The 13,329-nt window shown below is 59.1% G+C and carries 13 protein-coding genes; all 13 read left to right on the top strand.

The window, feature by feature from the left end; genetic code table 11:
• Positions 1–31: 31 nt before the first annotated feature.
• Positions 32–478 (top strand): tellurite resistance TerB family protein, encoded by a 447-nt coding sequence (locus tag GYN08_RS06050; RefSeq protein WP_166273206.1) that lies wholly within the window; start codon positions 32–34, stop codon positions 476–478.
• A 289-nt stretch (positions 479–767) separates the two neighbouring features.
• Positions 768–1,367 (top strand): TerD family protein, encoded by a 600-nt coding sequence (locus GYN08_RS06045; protein ID WP_166273205.1) that lies wholly within the window; start codon positions 768–770, stop codon positions 1,365–1,367.
• A gap of 51 nt (positions 1,368–1,418) precedes the next feature.
• A complete protein-coding gene (locus GYN08_RS06040; RefSeq protein ID WP_166273204.1) occupies positions 1,419–2,000 on the top strand; it encodes a TerD family protein in 582 nt (193 codons plus the stop codon).
• A 130-nt stretch (positions 2,001–2,130) separates the two neighbouring features.
• Positions 2,131–2,712: a TerD family protein gene (locus tag GYN08_RS06035; protein ID WP_166273203.1), complete on the top strand. Its 582-nt coding sequence runs from the start codon at positions 2,131–2,133 to the stop codon at positions 2,710–2,712.
• A 47-nt stretch (positions 2,713–2,759) separates the two neighbouring features.
• Positions 2,760–4,247, top strand: coding sequence for a TerD family protein (locus GYN08_RS06030; protein ID WP_166273202.1), 1,488 nt, complete (start codon positions 2,760–2,762; stop codon positions 4,245–4,247).
• A 165-nt stretch (positions 4,248–4,412) separates the two neighbouring features.
• Positions 4,413–5,195 carry a TerC family protein gene (locus GYN08_RS06025; RefSeq protein ID WP_166273201.1) on the top strand — a complete coding sequence of 261 codons (783 nt, stop codon included), beginning with the start codon at positions 4,413–4,415 and terminating at the stop codon, positions 5,193–5,195.
• Positions 5,196–5,500: 305 nt separating this feature from the next.
• Positions 5,501–6,685, top strand: coding sequence for an HpcH/HpaI aldolase/citrate lyase family protein (locus tag GYN08_RS06020; RefSeq protein ID WP_166273200.1), 1,185 nt, complete (start codon positions 5,501–5,503; stop codon positions 6,683–6,685).
• On the top strand, positions 6,648–8,153 hold the full coding sequence (locus tag GYN08_RS06015) for a phosphoribosyltransferase family protein (protein WP_166273199.1): 1,506 nt from the start codon (positions 6,648–6,650) through the stop codon (positions 8,151–8,153). The genes GYN08_RS06020 and GYN08_RS06015 overlap by 38 nt, the downstream gene beginning before the upstream one ends.
• Positions 8,150–9,301: a cysteine protease StiP family protein gene (locus tag GYN08_RS06010; RefSeq protein WP_206023637.1), complete on the top strand. Its 1,152-nt coding sequence runs from the start codon at positions 8,150–8,152 to the stop codon at positions 9,299–9,301. Before GYN08_RS06015 ends, GYN08_RS06010 begins: the two co-directional genes overlap by 4 nt.
• Positions 9,298–10,125, top strand: a complete 828-nt coding sequence (locus GYN08_RS06005; RefSeq protein ID WP_166273198.1) for an HAD family hydrolase — start codon at positions 9,298–9,300, stop codon at positions 10,123–10,125. Before GYN08_RS06010 ends, GYN08_RS06005 begins: the two co-directional genes overlap by 4 nt.
• 91 nt (positions 10,126–10,216) lie before the next feature.
• The gene (locus GYN08_RS06000) at positions 10,217–11,266 is read left to right on the top strand and encodes an ATP-grasp domain-containing protein (RefSeq protein ID WP_166273197.1); all 1,050 of its coding nucleotides are present in this window, start codon (positions 10,217–10,219) and stop codon (positions 11,264–11,266) included.
• 54 nt (positions 11,267–11,320) lie between these two features.
• Positions 11,321–12,133: a hypothetical protein gene (locus tag GYN08_RS23465; RefSeq protein WP_206023636.1), complete on the top strand. Its 813-nt coding sequence runs from the start codon at positions 11,321–11,323 to the stop codon at positions 12,131–12,133.
• A 30-nt stretch (positions 12,134–12,163) separates the two neighbouring features.
• Positions 12,164–13,294: a toxic anion resistance protein gene (locus GYN08_RS05990; RefSeq protein WP_166273196.1), complete on the top strand. Its 1,131-nt coding sequence runs from the start codon at positions 12,164–12,166 to the stop codon at positions 13,292–13,294.
• The last annotated feature ends 35 nt before the right edge of the window (positions 13,295–13,329 follow it).

The following is a 13,329-nucleotide window of genomic DNA, read 5'->3' as shown; positions in this document are numbered from 1 at the left end:
CCCATTTCCTAATCAAACGGAGGCGTATAAGATGAGTTCGTTTCAAAGCTGGCTGAACAAGACAAAGACGGGTTTGCAGGATCAGGTAAGCCGTTTTAAAAATAAGGATTTGATGGATGCCATTGTGGCGGGCTGCGCGATCGTATCGGTAGCCGACGGCACGATCGACGCTGCGGAAAAACAGAAGATGGCGGGGTATATCGGCCGCAACGAACAGCTCAAAGTTTTTAACATGAGCGAGGTCATCGACCGTTTTAACCACTTCGCCGGCAACATGGAGTTCGACGTCATGGTCGGCAAGCAGGAAGCGCTGCGCACCATCGCGAAGTTCAAGTCCAAGCCTGAAGTCGGGCGGGTCATTGTGGGCGTCTGCTGCGCGATCGGCGCCGCCGACGGCGATTTCGACGAGCAGGAAAAAGCGGCCGTACGCGACATCTGCAATGTGCTGAATCTGAATCCGGGCGAATTCGGCCTGTAAGCGGCAAACGGGATTGCGGGCGGAACCGATCCGAATCGATAAGGGAGGAAGAACCTCCGGCATGTCCGTTTTACGGTCGCGGCCGGAGGTTTTTTCGCAAGCCGCGTTAAAATTCGCGCTCGTTGAAACCGGATTGCGTTTGCGCCGTATACCTAACCATGCGGCCGAGCCCGGACGATCGGCGCGGCCCGAACGTTACGGGCGAAGTTGTTTTGTACCCGGACGAACAGGTATAATTTGATTATCAGTTCGAACCATACCATTCCAATTGGGAGGGCAATAGACAGCAATGACAATTTCTCTGGTAAAAGGTCAGAAAGTCGATCTGACGAAAGGGAATGCCGGCCTGTCGAAGATCACGGTCGGACTGGGCTGGGACCCGGCCGAGTCGGAAAGCCGCGGCTTGTTCGGCATGAAGAAGAAAGCGGCCAATATCGACTGCGACGCATCGGTACTGCTGCTCAGCGAGCAGGGCAAGCTGACGAACGGCAAGAACGTCGTCTGCTTCCATAACCTGCAGAGTCCCAACGGCTCCGTGGTGCACGGAGGCGACAACCTGACGGGCGCCGGCGACGGCGACGACGAGCAGATCCATATCGATCTGTCTTCGGTGCCGGCCGACGTTCACCGCATCTTGGCGGCCGTCAACATCTACGACTGCGAAGCGCGCAAGCAGCACTTCGGCATGATCCGTTCCGCGTTTATCCGCGTGTTCGAGTCGGGCAGCGGCCGAGAACTGATCCGCTTCAACTTGACCGACGACTACTCCGGCATGACCGCGCTGCTGGTCGGCGAGATTTACCGTCATGGCGGCGAATGGAAGTTCAGCGCCATCGGCGAAGGCGCGCAGGCTCCGCATATCGATCTGCTTGCACGCCGCTACAGCTAATCCATATATTCGAATTCCAACCAAAACCAAACAGAAAGAAGGAATTTAATCATGGCAATCAGCTTGCAAAAAGGTCAAAAAGTCGATCTGACAAAAACGAATCCGGGCCTCAAAAAAGTACTGGTAGGTCTTGGCTGGGATACCAACAAATACGACGGCGGCAAAGACTTCGACCTGGACTCCTCGGCGTTCCTGCTGGGCAGCACGGGCAAAGTAACGGCTGACACGGATTTCGTCTTTTACAACAATCCGAAAAACGCCAACGGCTCCGTGGTACATACCGGCGACAACCGCACGGGCGAAGGCGAAGGCGACGACGAGCAGCTGACGGTCGAACTGGCTTCCGTGCCGGCAGAAGTTGAAAAAATCTCCTTCTGCATCACGATCCACGACGCGGCGGCGCGTTCGCAGAACTTCGGACAAGTCTCCAACGCTTTTGTTCGCATCGTGAACGAAGAGACGAACGAAGAACTGATCCGCTACGATCTGGGCGAAGATTTCTCGGTGGAAACGGCGATCGTCGTAGCCGAGCTTTACCGTCACGCTGGCGAGTGGAAATTCAGCGCGGTAGGCAGCGGTTACCAAAACGGCCTGGAAGGCCTCGTACGCGACTTCGGACTGGCTGTATCCTAATTCGATAGGCCGCTCGTTATCCGAATTTTATACCCGAAGGCCGTCTTTTACATAGACGGCCTTCGGCCGTCCTTAAGCCTATTCATTTATGCTCAAACAGATTTGAATAAACGAAACGGAGGAATCACCCATGACGATCAGCCTTTCCAAAGGACAACGTATCGACCTCACCAAAACGAATCCCGGCCTCAAAAAAATCATGATCGGCCTTGGCTGGGATACGAACAAATACAGCAGCGGCGCGGATTATGACCTCGACGCGTCGGTCTTCCTGCTGCACGAAGACGGACGCGCCAAAGGCATCGAAGACTTCGTTTTCTACAATAATCCGAAGACTCCGAACGGCGCGATCGTGCACACGGGCGATAACCGCACGGGCGAAGGCGAAGGAGACGACGAGCAGATTCTGGTCGACTTCTCGCTGGTGCCGGCTAACATTACCCGGCTGGGTATCACCGTAACGATTCACGATGCCGAAGCGCGCGCGCAAAATTTCGGTCAGGTATCGAACGCATTCGTGCGCGTCGTCGACGAACAGGATAACCGCGAAGTGCTCCGCTACGATCTGGGCGAGGAATTCTCCGTCGAAACGGCCGTCGTCATCTGCGAGCTGTACCGTCACGGCGAGGACTGGAAATTCCAGGCGATCGGGTCGGGCTTTGCGGGCGGGCTTGCCGCGCTGTGCAAAAACTACGGCCTCGACGCCCAGTAATACGATACGCAACCGACCGTACCCCTTAACGAAAGGCGGAATTTGCTGTGACGAGCACGATTATCAGGGGGCAGAAGGCCGACCTGACCAAAACCAATCCCGGTCTTGACCGGATCGTCGTCGGAATGGGCTGGCAGGCTTCGCCGGGGGTCGATCTCGATTTTTCGGCTTTCCTGCTCGGCGCCGATTCCAAAGCGGCGGCCGACGAAGATCTGATTTTCTACGGCAATCCGGCGGGAGCCGGGGGCGCCATGCAGCTGCAGACCGGCAGCCGCAGCGCTTATGCGGGCGTCACGGACAACGAACAAGTGTCCCTTTCGCTGCGCGGCGTGCCGGCAGCCTACGAGCGGATCGCCTTTACGTTGACGCTGTACGAGGGTGAGAAGCGGCGGCAGAATTTCGCCGGCGTGAACGGCGTGTATCTGCGAATTATCGACGAACGCGGCGGCTCGGAGCTTGTCCGCTTTACGCTGGACAAGACCTCGGGCGTCGAAACGGCGATCGTCGTGGGCGAGCTGTACCGCTATAACGGCGAATGGAAGTTCAGCGCCGTCGGCAGCGGCTATACGGGCGGACTCGAAGCGCTGTGCCGCAGCTTCGGCATCGAAGTGCAGACGGAACCCGATCCGGTTCCGCCGTCCGCTCCCGCGCCGACGCCGACGCCGGCCCCGCCCGCGCCGCGCCCGGCAAACCCGGCTCCTACGCCTTCGCCCGCTCCGCCGGCGCAGCCCCCGAGCGGCGCGAATCCGTCGCCGCTCAACCTGGGCCGCCCTTCGCAGCAGGGAGGCGGAACGCCTCCCGCGCCGCAGGGCGCGCAGGACGGGGCTTCGCCCCGCGTGCTGCCGCCTCCTCCGGGCGCACGCCCCGCTCCCGCGCCGCAGGCGGGAGCGCCTTCCGCTTCGTCGCCTTCCGCAAGCCCGCAGCCTTCGGCTCCGAGCCTGCAGAAGATCGAGCTGAAGAAGCGAGGCGACAAGATCAGCCTGGAGAAGAAGGCGGGCACGGATTCCATCGGCGAGATTTTGATCAATCTGAACTGGAACCAGCGTCAGGGCACCGGATTCTTCGGCAAGACGTCCGGAGTCGATCTGGATCTGGGCTGCCTGTTCGAGCTCAAGGACGGATATAAAGGCACCGTGCAGGCGCTCGGCCGTGCTTTCGGTTCGCTGCACGACGAGCCGTACGTTATGCTCGACGGCGACGACCGCACCGGAACCAAAGCCGGCGGCGAAAACATGCGTATCAACGGCGCTCACCTGCGCGACATCAAGCGCATCGTGGTGTACGCCTTCATCTATGACGGCGCGGCGAACTGGGCGCAGGCGGACGGCGTCGTGACGATTAAGGGCGGCGGTCCCGATATCGTCGTCCGCATGGACGAACACGCCAGCCGCAAAGGCATGTGCGCCATCGCCATGATTACCAACGTCGGCGATCAGACGTTCAGCATCGAACGTCTTGTGGAATATTTCTCCGGACACCGCGAACTTGACCAAGCTTACGGATGGGGACTTCGCTGGACGACCGGAAGCAAGTGATTTGACTACGGCCGTGCGCCGCAGACATAGAGACGGCATAAGCTTTTGCATCCGACAGAAAAGCATGACGGTTCGTTCCGTCCTGTACAGGTCTCTGCCCGCATGGCAATGCCCGCAGTCTCCGCAGCAGGCCGCCTCTGAACCGCCTTGAAGGAGAGAGACGTCATGGCGGATTTTTTTCAGAGTTTCTTCGGCAATTTCGCCAACTATTTTCAATGGGAGCATGTCGGCGCCATTTTGAGCGAACCGGCGACCTGGGGCGTCATCGGTACCCTGGTCATTCTGGAGGGGCTGCTCTCCGCCGACAATGCGCTTGTGCTGGCCGTGATGGTTCGGCACCTGCCGCCGAATCAGCGCAAAAAGGCGCTGTTCTACGGCATTATCGGCGCCTATCTGTTCCGTTTCGTCGCCATAGGCGTCGGAACGTTCCTCGTCAAGATCACGTGGGTCAAAGTGATCGGCGGGGTGTATTTGCTCTGGATCGCCATGAGCAATCTGTTCGGACTCGAACTTCGCTGGGGACGGGTCGGCGGGATTCCGCTGATTCCGCATATCGGCCGCAAGCCGGATTCCGGCGACGACGAAGTCGAAGAGAAAAACTACGGATTTTGGCGCACCGTGCTCGCCGTCGAGATGATGGACATCGCGTTCAGCATCGACAGCGTGCTGGCGGCTTTCGGCCTCAGCCAGGAAGTTTGGGTGCTGCTGCTCGGGGGCATGATCGGGGTGCTGATGATGCGCGGCGTGGCCCAGCTGTTTCTCGGGCTGCTCGAGAAGTTCCCGGAGCTGGAACGCGCCGCGTTTATTCTGATTACCATTATCGGTCTGAAAATGATCGTGGCGGCCGTATTCGATTACGAGCTGCCGCAGGAAATTTTTTTCCCGCTGCTGATCGCCGTTTTTGTCGGCACCATTCTGCTCAGCCTGGTCCGCCGTCGCCGGACGTAACGCCGTTCGGCTTACGCCCAAACGGCGCGGTCGGGCAATAGTTTCGCTTTTTTACTCCTCCGCATGCGGAGAAAGGCCGGCTGACCGGGAAGTACCGGCAGCGTTTCGCTCGCGCCGTGTCGCGTCGGGCAGAAGGTTTTTCTCCGTCCACGGTACGTCTTCAAAATTTCGATCTTTTGAAGATGCTCCGTCGGCGGAGTTTTTTCGAATTAGCGGCGGGACGCGTCTTCGGGACGCATCGTTGTCCCTTCTGCGTCCGTGCTGCGGACGCCGCAAGACGCACTTATATCGTGGGAGGCAGGATCATGCGTTATTTCGATTATTTATCGGTGGAAGAGACGGAAAAGCTGTTCTACCTCGCTCCCGCACCGTTTTGCAACCGGTCGGATAAAGAACGGCTGTCCCATGCGCTCGGCGCGGCGCTGTATATGCCCGCGACCCGCCCGACCATTGCACGGGACCTGAGCACCGGCAAGCATATGGGGCTGACCACCGTCGTCATCGACCTGGAAGATGCCGTTGGCGACCTGAAGCTCGAAGAGGCGGAAGCGTCGCTGGTGTCGCAGATTCGAAGTCTGGGCGAATGGGCCTCGAACGGCACGATCGATCCCGAATCGCTGCCGCTGATTTTTGTGCGCATCCGTACGCCCGATCAGGCGAGGCGCATACTGGAGCAGTTGGGCGAAACCGTCGCTTTGCTGACGGGGCTTGTGTTTCCCAAGTTTGACGTGTCCGCGGGAGAGCGCTATCTGGAGCTGCTGAGCGCTTATAACGAAGCCAAGCCGCCGGATCGTCCGACGCTGTACGGCATGCCGATTTTGGAGAGCGCGGAGATCATCTACGCGGAGACGCGCCGGGAGAGGCTGCTCGGCATCAAATCGCTGCTGGACCGGTACCGCGAATACATATTGAACGTAAGGATCGGGGCGACGGACTTTTCCAGCCTGTTCGGCCTCCGGCGAAAACCCGACATGACGATCTACGACATCGGCGTTATTCGCGACTGCGTGGCGGATATCGTGAACCTGTTCGGCCGCGCGGGCAGCGGTTATGTGATTTCCGGGCCGGTATGGGAGTACTTCAAGAGCGACCGGGTGCTGAAGCCTCAGCTGCGCGAGACTCCTTTCCAGGAAACGGCGGGAAGGGAAGGACTTCGGCTGCGGATGCAGTACATCAACAAGTACGTGGACGGCTTGATTCGCGAAGTCGAGATGGACAAGGAAAACGGCATCGTCGGCAAGACGATCATCCATCCCACGCACATATGTCCGGTACAGGCTCTGTATACGGTTACGCACGAAGAATATATGGACGCTTCGCATATTCTCGCCAGCAGCGGAGGCGAGATCGGAGTCGTCAAAAGCGGTTACGAAAATAAAATGAACGAGATCAAGCCGCATCTGAATTGGGCGCGGCGTATCTTGATTCGTTCGAAAATATACGGGGTGCTGAATGAAAACCAGAATTTCACCGCATTACTCGTTCGCTGACGACAGATCGGCGCGCGGCTCGGCAGCCTTCGGCGGCGAAGGAGCGGCCGAGTACGTGTATGAAATGCCCGAAGGGCTGACGGTACGGGTTCGTTTGACCGCCAATCCGTTCGGCCTGCATCCGGACGATTTATTCCGGATGGCGGCACGGATCAATAAAAAGCGCAGCTTCCTGTTCGTCAGTCGGATTCTAGGCAAGCATATTCCGGTCGATCCCCATCAGTCGCTGCTCGGCGGCGCGGCGCTTGCCCTGCTGTGGCAGCGGCGCCGGGCCGAAGAGGGCGCGGGCAACGATAAGAGTCTGTCCGCCCCCGTGCAGGACACCTTGGCCTGCAGCCTGGAAGAAGTCTGCTCGGCCCTTCGCGGCGGAGGGGAAGAGGCCCGAGAGCTGTACGGACGGCTGAAAAACCGCAAGCTGGAGACAGAGACGCCGACGCTGTTTATCGCTTTCGCGGAAACGGCGACCGCGCTCGGCCATGCGATGTACGACTGCTTCGCCGGCGATACGAGATTCCTGCATACGACGCGCGAGATGCTGGTCGGGCAGGAACCGGTTCTTCGCTTCGAAGAAGAACATTCGCATGCCACCGCGCACCGCTGCTACGCGCGCGAAGCTTCGTTTTTCGAAGGGGAAGACACGGTCGTGCTGGTCGACGACGAAGTAACGACCGGCAAGACGGCGTTGAACATTATTCGCGACCTGCAGGGCAAGCATCCGCGCCGGCATTATGTCGTCGCCAGCCTGCTGGACTGGCGCGGCGTCTCGGACCGGGAGCGGTTCGCCGAACTCGAAGCCGAATTGGGCATTACGATCGAGACCCTTTCGCTGATCGAGGGCGTAATCGAAGTGGAAGGCGGTCCGGTGGAACGGCTGCCGCAGCCTGCGCCGGATCGGCGCGAATCGGGCGGACAGCAGCTGATCCGGCACGACCTGGCTCCTTTCTTCACCCACCTGGCAGCCGTATCGGCCGACTCGGCCGGCAGAACGTCCGACTGTCCGTATCTGGAGTGGACCGGCCGATTCGGTATGCACGAAGCGGACAATGCCCGGTTGGACCGTCAGGTGCTGGAGGCTTCCGCTTACCTGGCTGCCCGGCGCACGGGAACGCGCACGCTGTGCATGGGAACCGGAGAGTTCATGTATGTGCCGATGCGGATCGCGGCCGGAATGGGGGAAGGCGTACGATACCAATCCAGCACGCGCAGCCCCATTCATGTTCGGGATGAAGAAGGATACGCGGTGCGCAGCGGATTTCCGCATGTTTCGCCCGACGATCCCGGGGTGGCCCATTTCTTTTATAACGTTCCCGCAGGGGAATACGACGAAATTTTCGTATTCCTGGAGCGAATGCCGACCGAAGCGAACTTGAAGCCTCTCCTGCGCGCGCTGGAAAACACCGGGGTGCCGGTCGTGCATTTGGCCGCTGCGGGAGCGGCGGACAGAGGCATAGAGGGGGAAGGAGCATGACTATGTTGAACGATTTACCGGCTTCCAAACGGCTTCCGCATCCGGAGCGATTGGGCAGCTACCGTCCCGAAGACGTCGTTTTTTTGCTGAAGGACTTAAGCGACGCCAAGCTGGAGAGAGGCACGGAGGACAGGGAGGAAGCGATTCAGGGAGGCACTCACTATTCGGAGATGCTGCCCGTCGAATACCGGCCGACGCCCGAGTATTTGGCGCTGTTTCACGAGACGCTGGAGACGACGGCCCGAAAAGTCGCGCTGGCCGCGGGAATCGTCTCGGAACGTCTGGCCGCGCGGCACGGCAGCGATATCGTATTGGCTTCGCTGGCCCGCGCGGGAACGCCGATCGGCATTCTGATCAAACGCTACTTCCGCGCCGCCTACGGAACGGAACTGCCGCATTACAGCATTTCCATCATCCGGGGCAAAGGCATCGACGAGAACGCGGTGCTCTATATGCTGAGACAGCATCCGGAAAGGCGCATCCAGTTCGTCGACGGCTGGACGGGCAAAGGAGCCATCCGTAAAGTGCTGGCGGAAGCGAAAGAGACGATGCGGGCCAAGTACGGGATCGAGCTCGACGACGATCTGGCCGTGCTGGCCGATCCCGGCCGCTGCTCGGAAACGTTCGGCACGCGGGAAGACTTCCTGATTCCGAGCGCCTGCCTCAATTCCACGGTGTCGGGGCTGATGAGCCGGACCGTGCTGCGAGGCGACCTCATCGGTCCGGACGATTTTCACGGGGCGAAGTATTACAAGGAGTGGCTGGAGGACGACGTGTCCAACCTGTTCGTCGACCGGGTCAGCCGTTACTTCGAAGAAGTCCGCGAAGAAGCGAAGGCGGCTGCCGCGGAGCTTGAAGACCTGCCGGAAGCGAACGTATCCAGTTGGCAGGGAATGAAGGATATCGGCCGGATTCAGCAGGATTACGGCATTGCCGACGTCAACTTGGTCAAGCCGGGCGTAGGCGAGACGACCCGGGTGCTGCTGCGGCGCGTGCCCTGGAAGATTCTCGTCGATCGGCTGGACAACCCGAATTTGCGCCATATTTTGCTGCTGGCCGAAGATCGCGGCGTTCCCGTGGAAGTGTATCCCGAACTGACTTACTCCTGCTGCGGCATCATCAAACCTTTGAACGGGGGCACGACATGATCTTTGCCAGCGATCTCGATCGAACGCTGATTTACTCCAAAAAGGCGATAGGGGAAGGGTTCGGAGCCGCCGAGGTCATTCCGGTGGAGCTGTATCAGGGCGAGCACATCTCGTTCATGTCGCCGGAAACGGCCCGCCTGCTCGTCGAGCTGTCGAAGACGGCGCTGTTCGTCCCGGTCACGACGCGGACGATCGAGCAGTACGAACGCATTTTCTATATCCGGGAAACGTTCAAACCGCGATATGCCGTCACGAGCAACGGAGGCAATGTGCTGATCGACGGCGAGCCGGACCCCGATTGGCGGCGCCATGTGGCAAAATCGTTGGCGGAGAGCGAGGAGGCGGAAAAGGTCATCGAGGCGTTCGGCCGAATCTCTTCTCCGGAGTGGGTCAAATCCTACAAGCATTCGGACAGTCTGTTCTATTCGATCATTCTTGACCGGGAGAACATGCCGCTGGAACAGGTCGAAGATTTTCGCAGGGAGCTGGCCGGCATGAGATGGAATCTGTCCGTGCAGGGACGCAAAATGTATCTGGTTCCCGACGGAGTGAGCAAAGGGGCCGGGCTGCTGTACGTGAAAGAACGGACCGGTTCTTCCCGGATTGCCGCTTCCGGCGATTCGCTGCTGGACGAAAGTCTGCTGCGGGCGGCCGATTATGCGATCGTGCCGCGGCACGGAGAAATTTACGCTTCCTATATGGAGGCCGGATTGTATACGTTTACCGAACGCGACGGCATGGGAGCCGCCGAGGATTTGATCTCGAAGATCGCCGAGTGGTTCGCTCTGCCCGCGGCGGAGAACGATTCGCCTTCCGCGAAATAAGGCCGGACGAAACCGCGCAGCCTTTTGACACGTAATACACCGTAATTCCGCCGGACCTGTTAGTTCAAAACGCCGAAGAGGAAGATGAACGATGAGAAAAATATGGTTGAACCGCTGGTTCTCCGTCGCTTACCATTACGTAAACTTGATCCGCGACAACGAAGACGGGGAAGGGTTCGAGTTTTACGGTACGCATCCCAATATCGACCACGCTTCCTTAAGCGCCTGCGACGTCAAAGAGACCGAACCGCAGGCCGAGGGCGAAGATTATATCGAATTCTGTCTCGACTTCTGCCGCAGGCACGGGATCGATCTGTTCATTCCCCGCCTGCATATGGAATTGATCGCCCGTCATATCGGCCGTTTTGAGGCGATCGGCACGCGGGTTATGGTCTGCGGCGATCTGGAACTGCTGGAAAACATGATGAACAAGGAAAAATTTTATCGTTCGCTCGAAGGGCGGGGGATCGTCGATATTCCGGACTACCGGGTCGTTCGCACGGCAGGGGAGTTCGCGCAGGCTTATCGGGAACTGAGGGCGGCCGGCCAAAAGGTGTGCTTCAAGCCGACCGAAGCGGAAGGCGGCATGGGCTTCCGGATCATCAAGGAAGAAGCCGGCGATCCGCTGCAGGAACTGTACGGATGGGTAACGCTCGAAACGACGTACGAAGAAGCCTACCGAACGCTGTCGTCCGCCGAAAGCTTCGACGATCTGATGGTCATGGAGCTGCTCGAAGGCGAAGAATACAGCATCGACTGTCTGGCGGATGCCGCGGGCAATCTGCTGACGGCCGTCCCCCGGCGCAAGTCGGAAGGGCGAGTCTATCATTTGGAGCGTTCCGAAGAGCTGCTGGCGCTGTCGCGCCGGATCGCGGAAAATTGCCGCATTCCCTATGCTTTTAACGTGCAGGTGAAGTACAATAAAGGTGTTCCCAAGCTGCTCGAAATCAACCCGCGCATGTCCGGCGGTCTGTATATTACCTGCTTGTCCGGCGTCAATTTTCCGTATTTCGCCGTCAAGGCGGCGTTCGGCGAGGAGTGCCGTCCGCCGGAGCCGGAGTTCGGCATCAAGGCAAGTTACGTGGAGCAGGCCGTGAGATTGGACCGTATTCGCAGCGAGGCGGAAGTGACCGGCCTCTGAAGCGCTGCGGGCGGAGCGGTTTATGCTCGGCCATCAAGCTGGAGGTGTTAAGGCATGATCGATTATATCAAACGTTTCGGGCTGCCCATTACGGCCCTTATCGCGGGTTATGCGGTCGCGGTTGTGACTCAGGGATTTTTGCCCGAAGAGATCTCGATATTGATTCCGGGAGGCGCGGTGCTGCTCAGCATCGGAGCGTTCAAGCGCAGAAAGCCGAAGCAGCCGCCGCAGCCGGCCCCGATCGATGTCTCGTCCCAGCCGCAGCCCGAGATTCTACCTCCGAGCGGCAGACGCACGGGCATCCCGGCGGTCGACGAGGCGGTGCAGCGCCGTCTGCGCGAAGAAGAGGCCGCGCGCCGCGAACAGGAACGCCGGCAGGCGGCCTCCGCGGCCGCGAATCCTCCCGCCGCGCCGGCGGCGGCTCCGGCTAAGCCGGCAGCGGCCCCGGCCAAGCCCGCGGCGGAGCCGGACGAGCTGTGGGACCCGGTTCACGAATATATCTCGGTCATCGAAGAGTTGATCATTTCCGAAGGACAGAAAAACGCGCTCGACGACGAGATCGTCGAAAAGACGACGTCGCTGCTGGCCCGCCTGTCCCGTCTGATTCCGCAGCTCAAAGAATTGAACGACAGCAAGATCAACCATAACATTCAGCGCCTGGTGTTCAAGGATCTCAACGGAGCGATCAATCCGTTCCTGAAGCTCAGCGGCGAAGCGAAACGCAAAAACCGCAGGCTGCTGCTGGACGCCATCAAGGACATCAATTCCCGGCTGTCGCTCTACGTGGAGACGATCGAGCACCGCGACCTGATCGAACTGCAGAGCCGCATCGATCTGATCCAGCAGCGCTACCGGACTTCGGATTAAGGCGGAAACGCCGTAAAAGGAGGAAACTTTATGTCTATGAATCTTGCGGTCGAGTTGAAAAAAAACGATGTGGATAAAGTCGAGCAGGAAGCGAAGCAGGTCATCCAAAAAGTGGCCAACACCGACAATATGCAGCTCGACGAACTGATGGATCAAATCGGACGGATGGGCCAGCGCACGATGGAGAAAGCCGGCCAGTCGCTGGAAATGCTGCAGCGCCCGGTCAACGATATGGTAGCCGGCAAGCGCTCGGAAGTCAGCAACAATATTTTGCGGCTGCGGACCGAGATCGACTCGTTAAGCAAGAGCAAGCAGCTCGGCTTTATCGACAAAATCATGCGCAAGACCCCGCTGAAGAATTACATTTACAAGTACCAATCGGTCAAGACGAACGTGGACGCTATCGTCGTCTCGCTGCGCAACGGCAAAGATACGCTGGAAGAAAATATGGCGTATATGCGCAATCTGAAGCGGACCGCGATCGAAGAAGTATACAATCTTCAGATGCGGATCGCGATGGGCAACCGCTTAAAAGCGCTGTTCGAGGAAGAGATCGCCAAGCCGGAGAACGAAGGCCGCAAGGCGACGCTGGAACGGGGACTTCGCAAAGTCGTGACTCGCATTCAGTCGTTTACCGAGATGATCATGCTGTATCAGCAGGCGATCGCCGGAGCGGATATCATCAACGACAATAACGACAAGCTGATCGATTCCGTAGACGCCACGATCGACAAGACGCAGCATTTGATTACCGTCTCCGCGATGATCGCCATGGCGCTGCAGGATCAGATGCAGACGATCGAAGCGGTCAACACGGCGAACCAGACGCTTCAGAATATGTTCGAAGAGAACTCGCGCATGCTGAAGGAAACGACGCAAAAAACGAACGAACTGCTCGGCAAGCCGGCCATGCAGATGGAAGCGGTCGAACGCGCGATGGGCGACCTGTTTACCGCAATGGATTTGTACGAACAATCCAATCGCACGATCATCCAGTCGGCGACGGAACAGACCGGCCGCATGACGGAGATCAACCAGCGGATGCACGACCGTCTCGGCTTGATGCAGGGCAGCTCGGGCGGCACCGAGCCGGCGCGCGTCGGAACCGGGCAGCAGAGCGAATCGCAGCGCCTGCAGTCGATTTCGAGCCTGCTGGAATAGACCAAGCCGGACGGAGCCGCAAAATGACCGCAGCC

It is taken from the genome of Saccharibacillus alkalitolerans (genome assembly GCF_011090185.1).
Lineage (GTDB): Bacteria > Bacillota > Bacilli > Paenibacillales > Paenibacillaceae > Saccharibacillus > Saccharibacillus alkalitolerans.
This window is presented reverse-complemented; position numbering and strand designations above follow the sequence as displayed.